18 protein-coding genes are annotated in these 19,241 nt (G+C 38.8%); all 18 read right to left on the bottom strand.

Annotation, left to right across the window (positions count from 1 at the left end):
• Positions 1–496: 496 nt before the first annotated feature.
• Complete coding sequence (locus PFY10_03915) at positions 497–1,936, bottom strand: SusD/RagB family nutrient-binding outer membrane lipoprotein (protein ID WBV57591.1); 1,440 nt, start codon at positions 1,934–1,936, stop codon at positions 497–499.
• Positions 1,937–1,947: 11 nt separating this feature from the next.
• The gene (locus PFY10_03910) at positions 1,948–4,968 is read right to left on the bottom strand and encodes a SusC/RagA family TonB-linked outer membrane protein (protein WBV57590.1); all 3,021 of its coding nucleotides are present in this window, start codon (positions 4,966–4,968) and stop codon (positions 1,948–1,950) included.
• 147 nt (positions 4,969–5,115) lie between these two features.
• Positions 5,116–5,817, bottom strand: a complete 702-nt coding sequence (locus PFY10_03905) for a LytTR family DNA-binding domain-containing protein (GenBank protein WBV57589.1) — start codon at positions 5,815–5,817, stop codon at positions 5,116–5,118.
• A complete protein-coding gene (locus tag PFY10_03900) occupies positions 5,798–6,868 on the bottom strand; it encodes a histidine kinase (GenBank protein WBV57588.1) in 1,071 nt (356 codons plus the stop codon). Before PFY10_03900 ends, PFY10_03905 begins: the two co-directional genes overlap by 20 nt.
• A gap of 78 nt (positions 6,869–6,946) precedes the next feature.
• Positions 6,947–7,342 carry a DoxX family protein gene (locus tag PFY10_03895; GenBank protein ID WBV57587.1) on the bottom strand — a complete coding sequence of 132 codons (396 nt, stop codon included), beginning with the start codon at positions 7,340–7,342 and terminating at the stop codon, positions 6,947–6,949.
• 77 nt (positions 7,343–7,419) lie between these two features.
• Positions 7,420–8,454 carry an ACR3 family arsenite efflux transporter gene (gene arsB, locus PFY10_03890; GenBank protein ID WBV57586.1) on the bottom strand — a complete coding sequence of 345 codons (1,035 nt, stop codon included), beginning with the start codon at positions 8,452–8,454 and terminating at the stop codon, positions 7,420–7,422.
• A 10-nt stretch (positions 8,455–8,464) separates the two neighbouring features.
• Positions 8,465–9,082 (bottom strand): protein-tyrosine-phosphatase, encoded by a 618-nt coding sequence (locus PFY10_03885; protein WBV57585.1) that lies wholly within the window; start codon positions 9,080–9,082, stop codon positions 8,465–8,467.
• A 33-nt stretch (positions 9,083–9,115) separates the two neighbouring features.
• A complete protein-coding gene (locus PFY10_03880) occupies positions 9,116–9,589 on the bottom strand; it encodes a DUF6428 family protein (GenBank protein WBV57584.1) in 474 nt (157 codons plus the stop codon).
• Positions 9,590–9,646: 57 nt separating this feature from the next.
• A complete protein-coding gene (locus tag PFY10_03875) occupies positions 9,647–9,973 on the bottom strand; it encodes a metalloregulator ArsR/SmtB family transcription factor (protein ID WBV57583.1) in 327 nt (108 codons plus the stop codon).
• 127 nt (positions 9,974–10,100) lie between these two features.
• Complete coding sequence (locus tag PFY10_03870; protein WBV57582.1) at positions 10,101–11,225, bottom strand: ABC transporter permease; 1,125 nt, start codon at positions 11,223–11,225, stop codon at positions 10,101–10,103.
• Positions 11,222–12,328 carry an ABC transporter permease gene (locus tag PFY10_03865; protein ID WBV57581.1) on the bottom strand — a complete coding sequence of 369 codons (1,107 nt, stop codon included), beginning with the start codon at positions 12,326–12,328 and terminating at the stop codon, positions 11,222–11,224. Before PFY10_03865 ends, PFY10_03870 begins: the two co-directional genes overlap by 4 nt.
• 2 nt (positions 12,329–12,330) lie before the next feature.
• Positions 12,331–13,074 (bottom strand): ABC transporter ATP-binding protein, encoded by a 744-nt coding sequence (locus tag PFY10_03860; protein ID WBV57580.1) that lies wholly within the window; start codon positions 13,072–13,074, stop codon positions 12,331–12,333.
• Positions 13,064–14,005, bottom strand: a complete 942-nt coding sequence (locus PFY10_03855; protein ID WBV57579.1) for an ABC transporter ATP-binding protein — start codon at positions 14,003–14,005, stop codon at positions 13,064–13,066. The genes PFY10_03860 and PFY10_03855 overlap by 11 nt, the downstream gene beginning before the upstream one ends.
• A gap of 77 nt (positions 14,006–14,082) precedes the next feature.
• Positions 14,083–15,012: an HlyD family efflux transporter periplasmic adaptor subunit gene (locus tag PFY10_03850; GenBank protein ID WBV57578.1), complete on the bottom strand. Its 930-nt coding sequence runs from the start codon at positions 15,010–15,012 to the stop codon at positions 14,083–14,085.
• A gap of 15 nt (positions 15,013–15,027) precedes the next feature.
• The gene (locus tag PFY10_03845; GenBank protein WBV57577.1) at positions 15,028–16,314 is read right to left on the bottom strand and encodes a TolC family protein; all 1,287 of its coding nucleotides are present in this window, start codon (positions 16,312–16,314) and stop codon (positions 15,028–15,030) included.
• Positions 16,315–16,414: 100 nt separating this feature from the next.
• Complete coding sequence (locus PFY10_03840; GenBank protein WBV57576.1) at positions 16,415–17,041, bottom strand: TetR/AcrR family transcriptional regulator; 627 nt, start codon at positions 17,039–17,041, stop codon at positions 16,415–16,417.
• Between the two features lie 146 nt (positions 17,042–17,187).
• A complete protein-coding gene (locus PFY10_03835; GenBank protein ID WBV57575.1) occupies positions 17,188–18,402 on the bottom strand; it encodes an NAD(P)/FAD-dependent oxidoreductase in 1,215 nt (404 codons plus the stop codon).
• Entirely contained in the window at positions 18,374–19,204 is an 831-nt protein-coding gene (locus PFY10_03830) for a helix-turn-helix domain-containing protein (protein ID WBV57574.1), read from the bottom strand. The genes PFY10_03835 and PFY10_03830 overlap by 29 nt, the downstream gene beginning before the upstream one ends.
• Positions 19,205–19,241: the final 37 nt, after the last annotated feature.

The raw sequence follows: 19,241 nt of genomic DNA, 5'->3' as shown, positions 1-19,241 counted from the left end.
CGCGATTTCTCTTGTAAGGAAATTTTTACAGCACATGCATAGATTTGCTTGGGCATAAATAAAAATCCCAATAGAATAAAAATCAATATGTACTTACGTTGAAACATAATAATATACAAAATTAATGTTTTTTTTTAATCGAACATCAATTTATGCCTCACATCTTTGTTTTTTTACTCTACGGATCATGAATTATTACAGGACAAAAAAAAGGCTTAAGAGTCTGAAAACTCATTAAGCCTTAACGATTCACAGCGTGAATACTAACCTATATATTGTTATGTTCTTTGGAAAAATAAGGTATGATAGTGTTTTTGCCAACCCTGATTCACAGTTCAAAGATGATCAATTGGTGTGTAAAAAAATAAAATGATCTACGAATACAAGAGTCCGGTCTATAAAAGTTTTAATAAAAAACCTGCATGAGTCATGCAGGCTAAAATCACAACTGAAAAAATTTAATATGAAGTTGATTGTGTGAATTTATAAATGCTGTTTAATGGATATCCCAGAAGATTTTAGTCGTTAATTTATCTCCTCCGATAGCGGTGGCGGCTTTGGAATAATTGGTTCCGTTCGTAGTTGCTTCAAGCGATGGATATTGCAGTCTTACAGGGACTTTTCCTTCTGCATTGTTAATGGCGGTAGGAGGAGCCTGAAGAGCGGGATAATCCAGCCTGCGGTAAAAATTCCATGCTACTACAGGATGATTATATAGAGCAATCCATGCCTGTTCTCCGATTGATTTTTTCCAGTTGCCGGGGTTATAAGGGTGGGCTGTCAGGTAAGTTTCAGCCTCCTGGGCAGAAAGTTCCCATTCCAGGAATGAGGCCCGGACAGCATCTTTATAAAGCGTCTCCGGATTTCCTCCGATTCCAAACCGGGCAGCTGCTTCTGCAAGATAAAATGTTACTTCTGTATGCGTCATCAGGTTTCCCGGAGTCACTGGAATATAAGCAAAGATTCCGGGAGACGAAAAGGCGAAAAAGTTTCCGGGAGCTCCAATGGTCTGTCCCAGATAAACTCCGTTTACATCTCTGAAGTACTTGGTTACCCTTTGATCGGAAGTAGCATTGAGATAATCTATAAAAGGTTTTCCTCCAATGAAATCGTTTCTTCCATTATTAGCCAGATTTTCAAATATAGGGCTGAAATTGGGTGTCTCCGCAAGGTATCTGAAAATACAGTTCTGGGACTGATCCGTAATTACTCCTCCGGAAATGGCTGTGTTGATTGCTGTCCTGGCCAGGTTTGCATCAATATCGGAAATAGCGATTCCCAGTTTCAGAAGTAACGAGTTCCCGAATTTTTTCCATTTTGCAATATCTCCACCATACAAAATGTCTCCGGAGCCAAAAGTCCCTTCTCCTTCCTTCAGTCTGTTAATGTCCGCCATAAGACGATTGATCATGCTTTCATAAATTTTTTGGTCATCGTCATAAACCGGAAGCGGGTATTTTTCATTGTTGAGAGCCTGGCTGTACGGAATATCTCCATAAGTGTCTGTCAAAGTCTGAAATGTATAAACTGATAAAATATCAATAATGGCCAGCTGATTCTGCATTTTGGCCTGCCAGCTGGTCACTTCGGAAGCGGAAGGCTGGTACTGCTCTATCAGTTCCTTAGCTTTATTGAGGCTGTTAAGTACATTTACATAATTGTCGGTCCATACGTTATTGGAAACGTTTCTTGCTGTAAAATTATAATTGCTTTCATTCACATAAACGGTTTCCTGCCAATACTGCATAATAAGGCGAAAATTATTTTCGTTTACACTGGGAGTGTTCATATAATCGCTCAGTTCCTTTTCTGCATAAGTAATAAGAGTTTCCGGGATCGTGTTATAAGTGACATGGGGATCATTATTTACATCCTCCGACGTGCAGCCCATTAATACCGAAAATAGTATAGAGCTTATCATTATTTTATTTTTCATTTTCATAGTTTTTAAAAATTAACTTTCAGGTTAAATGCAAAATTTCTGGTTGCAGGCATCACTCCGGACTGATATCCCTGAATATTTCCTGATGACAAACCCGCTTCGGGATCTGAATAAGGAAGATTTTTATGGATGATCCAGAGGTTATTTCCCACAACACCCAATGTGAGACTCTGAATACCTATATTTCCCAGAGATTTCTTATCGAAAGTATAAGAAACGGATACCTGGCGGAGCTTTATAAAGCTGGCATCATAAACAAAGGCAGAAGAAGGTGGGTCGGTTTCAATGATCTGGCTGGATCTGGAACGATCCAGACGTATCGTGTTGGGAATATAATGTCCCGGATTATTAGGATCCTCCATCACTCCGGGTAATATAACTCCTCCTCCATTAGATAATGTGTTTCTTATAGGATTACCTAAATCATTCAATCCTACAGAGTCGGGATAAAGTCCTGTTCCATAGCCGAAATATTGGTCCAGAGAGAAGATCTTTCCTCCTTTTTTCCAATCGATCTGAAAACTTACATTAAAATTTTTATAGGTAAAAGAATTGTTGAGTCCGCCAATAAAGTCAGCCTGGAAACTTCCCAGGTTGTGATTGGTATCATCCGTGTGAAGGTAAGCACCGTTTTTTCCAATGATCTTATTTCCATTAGGATCATACACAAAATCTGCTCCCCAGATGCTTCCATACTCCTCATTAAGTGGCGCGTTGATAGAAATCCCTCCCGGAAGCGTTCCTATTGAAATGTTTTCTGTCCCTTCTCTTAAGGCAGTAACTTTTGTTTTAGGATTGGACCAGTTGATGCTCATATCCCAGTTGAAGTTGTTCAATTTTAAAGGACTTATATTGAATGAGACTTCAAATCCTTTGGTGGTAAGCTCCCCTGTATTCTGAATTTTGCTTCCGGAGCCGTTGGCAAGAGAAATAGGAAGTGGTAAAATCTGATCAAAGGCAATATTTCTGAACCAGGCAACGTCAAAACCTATTCTGTTTTTAAAGAACTGCATATTGGTACCCAATTCCAGGTTTTTAAGCTTTTGCGGAAGCAAGTCGGCATTCCGCAAGACCGTATTGTAAGAATATACAGGGTTGTTTCCAAAGGATGACTGAACAATGAACCTGTTTCTCAACTGATCTGCATTGGTGTCAGAACCTACTTCTGCGTAGGCAGCCCTTACCTTTCCAAAACTCAGCCATTTTTGTTGCAGCAGATTGGAAAATACCATGCTGGCTGAAACGGATGGATAGTAGTAAGCTTCTTTTCCTTTAGGCAATGAACTGGATTGGTCTCTTCTGAAAGTCCCTTCAATGTAATACGTATTTTTATATCCTAAGGAAGCCTGGACAAACGCTCCGTAAACATATTTTGATGTATCCGATATCAGGGGTTTTGCAGGTGTTGCTGCAGAATTGGAAATGGTGTACAGGTCATCGATGTACAATCCTCCGGATGTGGTCTGGGCATTGGAATAGCTGGACTGGACATTGATATTTCCCCCGATCAGTGCCTGGATATTAAAATTTTCTCCAATATTCTTTTTGTAGGTTGCGATAAGGTCGTAATTGGTTTCTGTAAAGCGGAAATCGGTAATAGCATATCCGGAAGGCTGTTCAATAGTATTAAAACTAAAGAATGCAGGGATTGAGCCTTTGGCCCTCCGCTCTTCTGTGATCATCGTATATCCGTCGGTACCTACCCTTCCCAGTATATTGATGCTTTTGGAAAGATCATAGCTCAGGCTGAAGTTTCCTGCAAAACGATCCCTTTTATCGTTTTGATAATTCTTATAGCGTGTAAAATAAGGATTATCCCAATAACCCGGACGTAAATCATCAGGAGAAAGGATGTTCCAGGTATAGTTTTTATTAAATGTTTCATAAAGATATTTTTGGTATTGAATATCGACATTGGTAGGCCACCACTGCCTGAAATTACCCATAATATTATCCCCGTAACCCGTAGAATTCCGACCTTTTGTATTTTGGGTTACATAATTGGCAAAGATTGTAGCGGTAAGATTATCCGTTATTTTATACGACGCATTGCCCCCGAAATTATTTTTGATCAGGGAAGAGTTGGGAAGAATATCTGTCGCATTGATATTGGAATAGCTTAATCTGAAGGTAGCACGGTCATTTCCCCCGCTTAGTGCGATATTATTGGTTTGATTAATCGCTTTCTCAAAAAAAGTTACCGGTCCGTTTTTGGCCATTACCCATGGTGTTCTCTTTCCAAAGTTGCGTGAACCGGGAATAAATGCATCATATTGCCACACCATAAGGTTAGGATCAAATGGTGCTCCATAGGAAGAATCTGAAAAAGAGGAAATCGGATGCCCCTGGTAAGAATTGAAAAAGTTTCCATCGTATCCCTGCCCGTATTCTGTCTGATATTTTGGAAAGGTTGACTTATCCACAGTAGAAACGGAAATGCTTCCACTGTATTCCAGACCGATCCCCTGGGTATTTTTCCTGCCTTTTTTCGTTGTGATGATTATGGCTCCATTCTGTGCCCTGGATCCGTACAATGCGGTGGCTGCAGCCCCTTTTAATACATTGAGTGTTTCAATATCATTGGGATTGATATCGGAAACCGGGCTGCCGTAATCATAGCCTCCAAAGCCATTAACCTGAAGCGGGGAATTGATATTCCTGTTGATGATGGGAACTCCATCTACCACAAATAAAGCCTGGTTATCTCCAAGGATAGATTTATATCCCCTGGAAACAGCATTGACTGATCCTCCGAAATTGGTAGACTGCTTGATCTCAAGACCAGCCACTTTACCGGATAGATTATTAATGAAATTGGTGGTAGGATTTTTATTGATTTCTTCGCCTTTTACTTCCTGGGTAGAATATCCTAAAGATCTTTTTTCTCTCTTTATTCCTAAAGCAGTTACCACCACACCTTCTATATCTTGGGTTTTAATGGTATCTTGCTTTCCCTGTGCAAAAACAAGCCCGTGTCCTATAAAAAAGACGACACCTGCGCTGAGAAGCTTTATCCGGTAATTCATAATTATTGATTTTTTTAACTGTTATGAGTCAAAATTCAATAATTGGTGAATATTTTAATGAAATGTATATATCAACAGCTGGATAACGTCTACTAAAACTGGAGGCCGGAAAAATAAAACCATTACAGAATAAAGGCTTAAAGAATGCTACAATTCAACAAATGGCTTATACGTTCTGCCTATGGGAAGCTTTTTACCGTTTATCTGAATCATATTGGCTGATTTAACTTCTATTTTTAATTTAGAAACAATATAGGATTTATGAATACGGAAGAATATTTTTGAAGGTAGGCTTTTTTCAATTTTACTGATGGGCATTTTAAAGGTGAGCGTTTCTGCTTTTGTATGGATATTAATATATTCGCGCAGACTTTCAATATAGAAAATGTCCTGAAGTGTGATCTTAACCTGTTTTTTTCCGCTATTAATGAAAATGTAATCACGGTCGGCAATTTCCAGTAAAGCTTCTTCGGATTCCATAATGTGTCTGAATTTACTGATGGCAGTAACAAACCTATCGTAAGGAATGGGTTTCATCAGGTAATCCACGACATCGAGTTCATACCCTTCTACTGCATATTGATGATAAGCTGTGGTTACAATGACAAAAGGAGGATTCTTTAATTTTTTCAGAAAATCAAATCCTTTTATAACGGGAAGGTTGAGATCCAGAAACATAAGATCTACATCATGAATGTTTAAAAGGCTGCTTGCGTGTACAGCATCGGCACATTTTCCAACAAGGTTGAGTTCTTCGTTCCGGATTACAAAATTTTCCAGAATTTCAGCTGCAATAGGCTCATCTTCCACGATAATGCAGTTGTATTTTTTAGATGCTGAATGTATCATTGAGGTCAATGGTTAGTTTAACGTTATACCGATCATTTTTATCTTCCACAGAAAGGATATGTTCCGGATACAATAATTCAAGTTGTCTGCGGATATTTTTTAATCCTATTTTAGTAGAATCACCGGCTATCTGTTCTTTGGAGTTTTCTACAGAATAATGGAGGATGCCGTTTTTCAGGCGAATATCTATATGTATAAATGAATTACCCAGACTTTCGGATACACCATGTTTAAATGCATTTTCAATAAACTGAATCAGTATCAACGGTGAAATTTCCTGCGAGGGATTATCGATGTCTTCTTTAAAATTAACAAAAAGCCGCCGGTGACGGATTTTCTGAATTTCAATAAAATCTTTAATGTTCTCAATATCTTTTGCAATGGAAATGTGTCGTTCAGCTGCTTCATAGATATTATAACGCATGATTTTGGAAAGCTGGAGAATGACGTCTGGGGTCTCATCGGCCTTTTTCAGGGCCATTCCGTAGATGTTATTAAGCGTATTGAACAGAAAATGCGGATTGATCTGGGCTTTCAGCATGGTGAGTTCCTGATCCAGTTTTTCCGATTTCAGCATGGATATCTGGTTCTTGAGAAGGTTCTTCTGCCGGGTAATTTCAACTCCGAATACCAATCCGACCATAAAAATAAGATCCATGAATGAATTGAAAGCAACAAGTCCGTTGATAAACCCCGAAGGTTGTTTTCCGTCAAGGGTTTCCGTAACTCCGTATATGTAAGGATAAATGATATAATGCGTGAAAAACCGATGTCCCAACACGGCAAAGATCACAATGAGAATAGAAAAAAGATACTTAAGAAGCTTACTGATGCCTGTTTTTTCGTAAAGATAGAGTAACGCATAGGCAAGAGGGACTTTGACAAAAAAATATCCCAACTCAAGAGTCAGGGTGTTCTGAAGCCTGATCTGCCATTTGAAATCCGGAAACTGATACCGGGACCAATAGAAATCAAGATAAGCCTCAAGGATATAATACAATATCCAAAAAACCAGATGGGTATATAATTTCGATTTGATATTGGTTTTCAAGCTGTCGATTTAAAACTACAAAATACTATTTTTCAAACCAATATAAAAGTAGAAAAGCTATGAAACGAAACTTTTTGTCTATGAACGACCTGCTTCTTTCTTTCTAAAGGAAATTTCCGGAAACATAAGATTCAGAAAACAAAAGATCAAAAGGAAATTAAATTCAATTCCGTTGGTACCCCCTCCTACCACAAACCAGCCGTTTTGTGCATGGACATAATAGATCCCTGATATAAAGATCAGTATGTTGCATATCGCGACCGGTTTTATATATTTGTTCAGCACCAAAAATGGGACGGATAAAAGATGGGTTAATTTAACCATCCACGCGATATACAAGCCCCAGGGACTGAAACCAATGGTATTCAAAAAATGGATGCCGAATTTATTAACATCCCCGCTTACAATGGAGTCAACACTGTGCATCAATAAAATCACGGATAACGCAAACCTAAGGAAAAAAGACTTTTTCATATAACCAAAAATAGGTCATAGGAAAAAGTCTGGTTTTATTTCAGGTATCAACAACCCTGAAGTGCATACAAAAATGGTTATGGCTTGTTACTATAGTTCTTTAACCATAAACTGATCTTAACCAATAGTATCAGAACCGGAACTTCAACCAAAGGTCCGATCACACCAACAAATGCCTGTGGAGAATGGATTCCGAACACGGCGATAGATACGGCGATGGCAAGTTCAAAATTGTTTCCTGTTGCAGTAAATGCGATGGCTGCATTTTTATCGTAAGGAATATTCAACAGCTTATTGATAAAGAAACTCATCATAAACATCACTATAAAATAGACGATAAGCGGAATGGCTACTTTTAGTGTATCTAAAGGGAGTTCCAAAATTTTGTCCCCCTTAAGGCTGAACATAAGGATGATGGTAAACAATAAGGCATATAGCGTTAAAGGAGATATTTTAGGAATAAACTTTCTCTGGTACCATTCCTTTCCCTTCAATTTTGTAAATAAATAACGGCTCAGAAAACCGGCAAAAAACGGGATGCCCAAATATATCAAAACACTTTCTGTTACTTCTGATATGGATACGCTGATATTAAAATTAGCAAGGCCGAGTTTTCCGGGTAAGACATTGATGAATAACCAAATCATAAAACTGTAGCTGAATACCTGGAATATGCTGTTAAGAGCTACCAACAAGGCTGCATACTCACGGTTACCTTTTGCAAGGTCATTCCAGACAAGGACCATTGCAATACATCTTGCCAGTCCTATGAGAATCAGGCCGACCATATAATCCGGTTCATTCCTTAAGAATAAAACAGCTAATATGAACATTAAAACAGGGCCAATCAGCCAGTTCAGCAATAGTGAAACACCGATAACCTTCTTATCTTTGAATGCTACAGGGAGAAGAGAATAATCCACCTTTGCCAATGGCGGATACATCATTACGATTAGACCGACGGCTAAAGGAATATTGGTTGTTCCCACTGATAATGAGGTGATCATATCCGGGATTCCGGGAAATACATTGCCCAGGATAATTCCTGAGATCATGGCAATGAATATCCATAAAGTGAGAAACCTGTCCAGGAATTTTAATTTTGGCTGCATAGTATTGATCTTAATGGAGTTGTTTTACCTGGGAAAAAACATGCCACATTTCTGCCCCTATCTCTAGACTTCTTTCATCATAAACTTTGGACTGTTCAGGAGTATTGTCTGAAATTTTAGGATCTTCAAAAGTGATTGGGATACGCTTTTCTGCACCTGGAATAAAAGGGCAGCCTCCATCTGCCTGAGAACAAGTCATGATTGCTGCAAAACTGTTGGCCGGATTAAACGCACTGTCATATCTTTTAGAAAAAGCAATAATGGGTTGGGACTCTTCATTATACCTGATTGAATAAACAGGATTTCCGTTCTCAGCTATTTTCAGGATCTGGAATCCCTGTTGTTTCAGAGTTTCTATAACCGTAGGAAATACAGCTGTTTCTTCCGTCCCTCCCGAATAGCAAGTTACTTTTGGAATGGCAAAAAAATCGGCTGCTGCTTGTGCCCAGACCTGTGACAAATGGCTCCTTCTGGAGTTGTGTGTACAAATAAAGTTTAGATTTATTGGATTTCCGGCATTGAATTTTGCCTGGATGAATTCTGTAAGAGGTTGTAGCAGGACTTTTCTTTCCTGGGTAATTTCAAAGGCCTTTAATTTTTCTATAGTTTCTAAAACGGATGGATACATAATTTTTGTTTATTTTTAAGATGAGACAGTTGATTAGCAGCATCCTGATTCTGGTGTACAGCAAGCACCTGATTGGGAAGAAAGGTCTGATAATTTGAGTTTTTTCTTTTCAGTTGGAACCCCACAAGCTTCCTGAGCCAGGCAGGCTGTGGTTTTATTTTTAAGGACAAAGGTTTTTCCATTGAAATCCAGATCATACTTTCCGATGGTAATGTTCTGATATTCCACTTCTATTTCATGGTCTTCAATTCCTAATTTTTCCTCGGATAGTGCGATGATATTGAGAAGCTTTCCGGGTTTTAAACGATGTTCATAGTCATTGGCATTCCAAAGCTGGAAATTGACTACTTTTTCATTTCTTATGGTTCCTCCGCAATCAATAAAGGATTTTGTTATCGTTCCTACTTCTGTAACATGAAAATGCTCAGGTACAAATGTTCCGTCTTCCAATTGAAATTCAACATTATGTAATGTTGGTAAGATGTTTTTGATTTCAGATAATTTCATTGTTTTTATTTTATTTGTTTATTGCAATATTACGATTGATAAGGTCAAAAAAATGCATTAGCAGCATTTTTGTGTAGTAACAGTGGAAATAATCCCCGAGAAATATTCGTTCAAAACTTCAAAAGTTTTTTCATCAATGCAGTAGCAAATTGCAGTTCCTTCGATATTTCCTTTGATGAGCCCTGCATTTTTTAATTCTTTTAAATGCTGGGAAACCGTAGCCTGTGCCAGCGGAAGTTCATTTACGATATCCCCGCATATACATGCGTTTACTTTTAGCAGGTATTCTATAATAGCAATCCGTGCAGGATGTCCCAATGCTTTGGCAATAGTGGCTATTTTATTCTGTTTATCCGTAAAATGGTCTGTCTTGGTTGCCCCCATAATGATAACTTTATATTGCAATATTACGATAAATATGTTACACTAAAAATATTTTTTCCATTTTAACAATTAATTATTAGAAATACGAACAAAATAATTTTACAATTGTCGTTGATTTTCAGTGCTTTCAACTCGTTTTCCTGTAGTTGTAAATTGCCAGTGAATTCAGGAGCAATGCGAATCCCAGCAGGTAGAAAAACTCGGTTTTGATCTCAGAGAATCCACTTCCCTTCAGTACAATAAGCCTTACGACTTTAATGAAATGGGTAACAGGAGTAAAATTGGATATCTGTCCCGCCCAGTCTGGCATACTTTCGGTGTTGGTGAAAAATCCGCTCATCAACATAAAGATCATCATGAAGAAAAATGCAATGAACATTGCCTGAAGCTGTGTATCGGCAAAAGTAGAGATCAGGAGGCCCAACCCTAATAATGCAATAAGGTAAACTGCTGCAAAAAGATAAAGAGTCAAAAGGCTTCCTTCAGGAAATATGCCGTAAATAATGTACATTACAATCAATCCGATGGTAAAAACAGTCATTCCTACAATCCAGAAAGGAATCAGTTTCCCCAGGATAAATTGCCATTTTTTTATAGGGGTAACATTAATTTGCTCAATGGTTCCGATTTCTTTTTCCTTGACAATATTAAGAGCCGTAATGAATCCTCCGATCAGTGTCAGAAGCAGGACCAGTATTCCAGGAACCATATAGTATTTGTATTCTGCCCTTGGATTATACCAGTTGGTACTTGCCACTTTAATGGTTGCCGGAGATACAGTGGTGGTTTTAACCGGTGATTTAATATTAATATCCAGATTTTTGTTAAAATCTCCGATAACCGATACCAGATAGCTACCTCCCAGAGAAGACTTTGTCCCGTTGATCGCATCTACCGATATATTTATTTTCTGGCTTTCCTCGCGGACCAAATTGCGTTCAAAGTGAGCAGGGATCTCCAGAACAAGATCGGCATCACCGTGTTCAATCATTTTCAATCCTTTTTGGTAGGAATCCGGGTTTCCTGCAATTTTAAAATATCCGGATGAAGCAATTTTGTTGATCAGTCTGTGGGAATAGCTACTTTGATCGTGATCAACATATGCAATATTAATATTTTTTACCTCAAAGTTAGCCGCCCATGGCATAACGATGAGCTGTATTGTCGGCATCATGAACATCATTGCCAGGATAATCTTATCCCTGAAGATCTGACGGAATTCTTTTCTTAAAATAAAGCTTAATACTTTCATGACAAGCGGATTTTAAATTTCTTTAAGGCAAGCGTTAAGAGTCCACCCGCCATAATGAGTAAAACAAGAGTTTCTTTCCATACATAACTAAAGCCCAGTCCTTTCAGCATAACTGCTTTTACGATATCATAGTAATATCTTGAGGGAAGGATGTGTGATACGACACGGAATATCCAGGGCATATTTTCTATAGGGAACATAAATCCTGTAAGCAATAATGTAGGTAGCATCATTCCCATCATAGAAATCAGCATGGCTGTCTGTTGGGAGTTGGTTACATTCGAGATAAGCAATCCCAGGGAAAGACATGTGATAATGAATAAGATGCTTTCTCCAAATAATAAAAGCAGGCTGCCCCGGATTTCTACATCCAGCAGATACACAGATAGCAGCAGGATGATCACAAAATTGACCAAAGACAATACAAGATAAGGAATGGCTTTGGCCATCAGGACCATAACGGGCCTAAAAGGAGAAACCAATAAGATTTCCATGGTTCCCATTTCTTTTTCACGAACGACAGATACAGAGGTTAAAGCCGTACTCACAATCATAAAAATTAAAGCAATCACTCCCGGAATAAAATTCAGTGATCCGTTTTGTTCTTCATTGTATAACAGCCTTATTTCGGGAATTATTTTATATGTGATTTTGATATGGGGATTAAGTTGTTGCTGATAATCATTAATGATATTTTTGAGATAATTGGTTAATATCGTTGCGGTATTGGGATCTGATGCATCCGCTATAATCTGAATTTGCGCTCCGCCTGTACGATAGAGATCTTTTCCGAAATTGACCGGGAATATAACTGCACATTTGATGCTTCCTTCTTTAAACCTTCTTTCCACATCCGGATAATTCAGGATGGGTCCATGCATTTTAAAATAGGGGCTTGCCTGTATTTTGGAAATGATCTGGACGGAATGGATGTCATGGGCATTATCCTGTATGGCAATACCTATATTTTTTACCTCGCTGCTTAATGCATATCCAAATAAGATGATTTGAACGACAGGCAAACCAAAAAGGATAAGTAAGGTTCTCCGATCTCTGAAAACATGGTAAAATTCTTTCCTGATAAATACGAGTAACTGTTTCATAACTAATCTCCTGATCTTTTGGCACTTCTTGCCAACTGGTAAAAAACTTCGTCCATCGAATGGGTTCCAAACTGGTTCTTCAGGTTGGCGGGGGTATCCATGGCTTCTACTCTTCCGTCCACCATTACAGTAATCCGGTTACAATATTCTGCTTCATCCATATAATGGGTGGTCACGAACACCGTGATCCCATCCGCTGCTGCCTGATAGATCATATCCCAGAACTGCCTTCTTGTAATGGGATCTACTCCACCTGTGGGTTCATCCAGGAATACGATTTTAGGCTTGTGAAAAACAGCTACTGAAAAGGCCAGCTTTTGTTTCCAGCCCAGCGGTAAGGAACCCACCAGTTTTTTAGCCTCTTTTTCCAGTCCTAATCCGGAAATAAGTTCATTGCTTCGTGTTTTTATATCTGAACGCGATACGCCATATACTCCTCCATAAAACTCAATATTCTCCAATACAGTAAGATTATCACATAAAGAGAACTTCTGACTCATATAGCCTATATTTTTCTTGATCTCTTCCTGTTGTTTGTATACATTATAACCGGCTACTATTGCTTTTCCTGAGGTTGGAAAAGAAAGGCCACAAAGGATACGCATGGCGGTGGTCTTCCCTGCCCCGTTGGCTCCCAGGAAACCGAATATTTCGCCCTGATCTACATCGAAGGAAATACCGTCTACGGCCTTAAAATCTCCAAACTGCTTGGTCAGATCTTTACATATAATTGCTTTATTTTCCATGGTTGGTTTCTCTTATTTCTTTTTGTTCACGCATCAGACGAATAAAACTATCCTCAATAGTGGGGGTAATTTTTTTGATCTCAAGTTCATCAGGATGATACGATTGGGCTAGTTCTGTCACCTCCTTTTCAGTTGCCGTATCAGAAACCATAGTAAGATGAAGATATTCTCCGAATGCATAGCAACTTTCAACAGCTTGGTCAGATCTCAGGTTTTCCAACAATTGATACATATTGGCACCTTTAGCTGCAAAAAGGGATTTGGGAAAATTGGAGACGATTGTTTCGGGTTGATCTACAGACATGATCTTTCCTCCCTGTATCAAGGCGATCCGGTCACAAAGTCTGGCTTCATCCATATAAGGTGTAGAAACAACGATACTTATATTCTGCTCCTTTAATCTTCCTAGCATTTCCCAGAATTCTTTTCTTGAAACCACATCCACACCGGTGGTTGGCTCATCCAGAAACAGCACTTCCGGTTTATGGATCAATGCACAGCACAAAGCGAGTTTTTGCTTCATTCCCCCTGAAAGCTTACCTGACCTTCTGTTGTTGAATGGTTTAATCTGCTCATAAATATCTTTAATGAGACTGTAATTTTCCTCTATGGTTGTTCCAAATAAGGTAGCGAAGAAGTCCAGGTTTTCTGCCACGGTGAGATCCTGATATAGTGAGAATTTTCCTGGCATGTAGCCTACTTTATTTCGGATAATCTGGTAATCATTTACCACATCATGTCCTTCCACAGTGGCTGTTCCACTATCAGGAAGTAAAAGTGTGGTAAGAATCCTGAAAATAGAGGTTTTACCTGCACCATCAGGACCGATTAACCCAAAGAGTTCCCCCTTTTTTACTTCAAATGAAACCTCATCAATGGCTTTTATATCGTCGTAGGACTTGGTCAGGTTTTTTACTATTACTGAATTCATTTTTATTTTGAATTATGAATTATGAATTATGAATTGAGGGTTGAGAGTTGAAAGAGGAAAGATATTGTACTTTTTAATTAAAAAACTACCTCACCATACATTCCAATTTTCAAATAACCATCATTCTTTACACGTACCTTTATAGCGTAAACGAGATTGGCTCTTTCGTCCTTAGTCTGAATATTTTTTGGAGAGAATTCGGATTGAGATGAGATCCATTGTATGGTTCCTTTGTATTCCCTGAATCCATTCTTACCCTGATCGATTCTTACTTTTACCTGCTGCCCTATTTTAACCTGAGGAAGCTGGACTCCCGTTATATAAGCCCGTAAATCAAGGGTACTGATATCGGCTATTTTATACAAGGGCTTACCGATCAGCTGCATTTCTCCTTTGAGGGCATAATTAACAAGCACTACTCCATTAACAGGGTTAATGATCTGTCCTTTGTTAATCTGTTCCTGAAACTGGGCCGCTGTTTTCTCCAAAGGAGCTTTTTCACTGAGAATACTTCTGTTTTGGGTATTGACATTGGAGTTATTGACTGATCGTTGCTGACGGGTGACTTCAATCTGTTTTCTTAGTTGATCAATGGCGGCATCGATATCGTCGAGCTGTTTCCTTGTAGCAGCATCTGCTTTCAATAAGTTAGCTGTACGTATTCGTTCACGGAGCTGTTGTGCCAGTTGAGCTTCCTGTACAGCAAGCTGTTTTTTGATCAGCAGATTCTGCTCATCTGCATTATTGGTTTTTTGGTTTAGGGCTCCAATGCTTGCTTCGGCCTGCTCTTTCTGAAGAGTGGCTACTTTTACATCTATTTGTCCTACTTTACTTCCTGCATGAAGTTGCGATCCTTCCTGAACGGAATAAGAAATCAGCTCACCGTTTTGCTGTGCGGATACAATAACCTCATCGGCTTCAAAGTTTCCTGAAGCGTCAAAATTATCTTTTTGTTGACATGCCGTCAAGAGTAAAGTATAGGCTAAGGGGATGATTATTTTTTTCATTGTAACAATGGATTATTAATTTCCGGTTATGAATTTCTGATTGTATCTGGCCTGTAATAATTGAATCTGATGGAGAACCAGGGTTTGTCTTGCAAGATGTTCAGCATTGAGTTTCTGAATGTATTCGTGGATGGTGATTACTCCGTTATCAAGCTGTGCTTCTGCAGATTGTTTTACAGATTGCCGCAGGGCAATGATGTTTTCATCCTGTGTGATCAGTTGAGTGTATTTTTTTACCTGTTCATCCTGCTGCGTAAGATCCAGTTTTGTGTTCAGAAGGAATGTATCTCTGTCTGCATCCGCAGTTTTTTTGTTTAACTCCAGTATTTCTTTTTTGTTGGATGAGGTATACAAAGTGTCAAGAGACCAGCTAAACCTTACTCCTGTAATAAACCACGGACCGAACTTATTCTCAATGATATTAAGTGTAGGCCTTCCATATGCTCCCTGGAAGAATGCACTTACCCTGGGGAGAAAATCGGATTTCAACTGTTTTTTCTGGAGGTCGTAAATGGAGTTTTGTAGATCAAAAGCTTTGAGCTCAGGCCTTCTAATTTCTGTTTGAAAATAATCACTGTCGGGAGTTTCAAGTTTCGTAGAATCTGAAAGTTCTTTCCCAATGAAAATGGAAAGCATCTTAAGATATGCTTCCCGGTTAGCTTTATACTCTGTTGCCATCATATCGATATTGATGATCTCTGCTTTTAGTTCATCCAGATTGCTTCTGTAAGCAACACCATATTTTAATGCGGCTTCTGTCTTCTGGATCTGGGTATGAAGGTTGGATTTGTTGAGGTCGTTTTGTTTTAGCTGTGCATCCATAAGCAGGATGGAGAAAAACAGATTATTGATCCTTTGCTTTAATGTATAAAGGCTTGTTTCAATGTTTTGTTGCTGTAGTTCAGTATTGGCTTTTATCAGTTCCTTCTGGTTGTAAGTGGTTCCTCCATCGTACAATACCTGGTCTATCTCTCCCTGAATTTTGTATTGGTCTTTACTGAGTGAAGGAAGTGCGGCATTGATCGGGAGTGCTCCCAGTGCATCCGAAAAACTGATGGTTTGAGACTGGTATGTGGCCTGGCCGGAAAAAGAAACCTGGGGAAGATATTTCTTATTGGCGTTTTCAGTATTGTAACCGGCTGTCTTTGCAATCATCCCTTTTTTTCTGATCAGCGGGTAATTGTCTTTTGCCAGCTGATAACATTCTTCAAGACTAAGGCTTTGAAGCTGAGATTTAAAAGAAGTTGTAGAGACACAACCCAGAACGAAAACCAGCAGGTATTTTTGAGCATTTTTGTACATAATAACTCATCGTTTATAGGTTAAAAATCATTTTTTTATTTTTCCAATTCTTGTTTAAAATTTCGTTTTAATCATTTGATTAAATTAGGGTCAAAAAAAATTAGCCTGCCGCCATCATGGCTTTTACCCAGATCGGGATAAGCTTTTTACGTTGAATCATTAAGGTATTGAACTCTTTATCGTTCAGTTCACTGCTTCCAATCAACATTGGTTTTGCTATGAAGGGAAATACGGTAAGCCCCAACAGGTTAATTAGAAAATGTAAAGGATTAGGCTCAATAATACTACCCTTTTTCACCGCTTCCTGATGTTGCTTTAAAAAGACAGAAGATTGAATCACTTCTTTTAAAGGGATTTTTTGCAATAGAAGATTAGGATTGTTACGAAGCTCACTGATGATGAATGTCGGAATTTCCGGCTCTTTGATGATCAGGTCGATATACTTCCCTACCACCTCTTCTACTTTCTTTTCGAGAGTTGTTTTCTCTGTATTTAGCACCATTAACAAGCTTTGAAAAAATCCAGCCATAGTTTCGAGCATGATAATCTCAAATAATTTGGCCTTGCTTCTGAAATAATAATTGAGCAATGCCAGGTTGATATCTGCTTCTTCAGCAATATCCCTGGTTCTGGTTGCAGCGAATCCCTTTCTATAAAATACGATTCGTGCGGCTTCCTTGATCTTCTCTTCTGTTGTAGTATCCTTTTTTTTAGATTCTTCTTTCATATTACAATCGTTCTTCTGTTGCAAAGGTAGAAAATATTTTTTAGGTTAAACAAGTAATTTAATCAAATGATTAAATTTATTTTTTATAAAGATATAATCTGAGTTGCGTCAACCCAGACTATATCTCTTTATGCAGAAGGTTATTGTTATTTAAAAAGCTGTAGGAAAGAAAAATCTGGATCGCGCATTTCTGCCTCGTTAACGGCTGATTCCTGTTGGGCTTCAGCTGCATACTTTATCATTTTCAGTTCATAATCTTTTATAGCTGCTTCTACAGTTTCAAAACTACCTTCAGTAAGATTTTCAGATAAGGTAAGGGTATCTACCAGGCCAATGTTTACACCCTGTCCGGCAAAAGGAGGCATCAGATGGGCTGCATCACCGATCAGAGTTATGGGAAGCGGTCTGCTATCTTTCCACTGTTTTAATGGTAATTTTCGGGTTGGTAATCCAACGAAGAAGGAAGTTGCCTGAAATACTTCCTGATAAGGTTTGCCCCAATCCGGTAATCTTTCGGAAAGAAACTGAATTACACTTTCTTTATCCTGAAAGTCCAAAGCATGGCCCTGATCCCATTCTTGAGGTTTTTGTATAATTAAACCATAAGTCAGCGAACCATTGTTATAAGGATTGACAACGAATAAGCTTCCTTGGTTTGAAGTCATGAGCCTGCTTCCATCACACAGCCCGTACATTTGAGGAGAATTGATCTCAGGCTGCGGAATATCACCCTGGATAATAAAGCTACCGGTTTCTTCGATTTCGGCATCGGTGACATAGTTTCTAACTTTTGACATTCCTCCGTTGGCAACAATCACTAGATCAGCTGTTGCATCGGGCTGGTTTTCGAATTGTAGCAACCACTTGCCATTATGTTCTGTGAGGTTGGTCAGCTTTCTGTTCCAGATAACGGTATCTGGAGCTAAGCTTTCCAGCAGGATCTTTCTTAGCTGATTTCTGTTGATTTCAGGGTTATCATACCGGTTTTCCGGAGTTGGCTTTCTGGTATGTAAAGTATTGCCTTGTTGATCGGCAAATATAATTCCCATGGGAATTGCGGTTGTATAGTAGTTTTCAAGCAGTCCGGCCTTTTTAATGGCCTCCTGTCCTGAACCTTTATGAAGATCGAGCGTCCCACCCCATATTCGGGTTTGGGCGTCAAAGTCTCTTTCATAAACGGCTACATTGACTTCTTTTTGCTGAAGTAGTCTGGCCATAGTTAAACCTACAGGTCCGCCACCGATGATCGCTACTTTTTTGTCTTTTAATAAATATTGCATGTCTTTTAATTTGTATGTTAATTTCCATACAAATGTCAGAAATGCAGTAAGCTTAGGATTGTACAAATGCGACAAAATCATTGCTTACCACTCGTTGTCTTTTTTTAGCTTTTTTAGCGAACGCAGCAGGAGTAATACCGGTATACCGTTTAAACTCTCTGCTTAAATGGGATTGGTCCGTATATCCAAGATCAACAGCCAACCCGGCTAGATTAACATCAGGATGCAGCCATAAATGATTTCTGGCCTGCTCAAAACGCATCAGACCCGATACATCCTTAACGGTGTGACCGGATGATTCTTTAAATTTTCTTTCTAAAGTTCTTACTGTTGCATGAGCCGCTTCAGCGACCTGGCTGACGGGTAAAGTACCTTTGGCCTTTGTCATGGCAACTCCTGCTTTGAATAACATGCTGTCGGTAGAAACATGTGAGCGTAGTGTAAGGAAATATTGTTTTAGCTGATCTATAGCTTCTTCTTTTCTACCTTGCTGAATTAATGCATCCAATGTGGAATGAAGCTGTGCTATTGGGTGTTCAAAAGTATGCACCCCTACTTTACCGGAAGGAAGTTCCAGCAAATCGAAAACGGTCCATGGGAAACATCTTACCGCGATGATCTCCAACCGGTTGGTCATATGGAAATGAACAGGCTGATTGAGTAGTCCCATCATAAATGGTGAAGGTAACGGATGAAGAATTCCGTTTTGAACAACGCTGCATTCGCCACTGAAATAAAAAATAATTTCAGCATAGCCATCAGGAGTTACTTCAAAGACGGATTGAACTTCTGTTGAATCCCTCCTGTTGTACCAGAAACATTTTATAGTATCCTGTAACTGTTCCGGGACATCAAATTCCTGATGATACATTTCGGGAGACATAATAAATGGATGTTGGTATTAAAGCTATATTTAAAAA

The organism is Chryseobacterium daecheongense (genome assembly GCA_027920525.1).
In the GTDB taxonomy this organism is placed as follows: Bacteria; Bacteroidota; Bacteroidia; order Flavobacteriales; family Weeksellaceae; genus Chryseobacterium; species Chryseobacterium proteolyticum.
The sequence above is the reverse complement of the archived record's forward strand: the minus strand, read 5'-3'. Positions and strand labels throughout refer to the sequence as shown.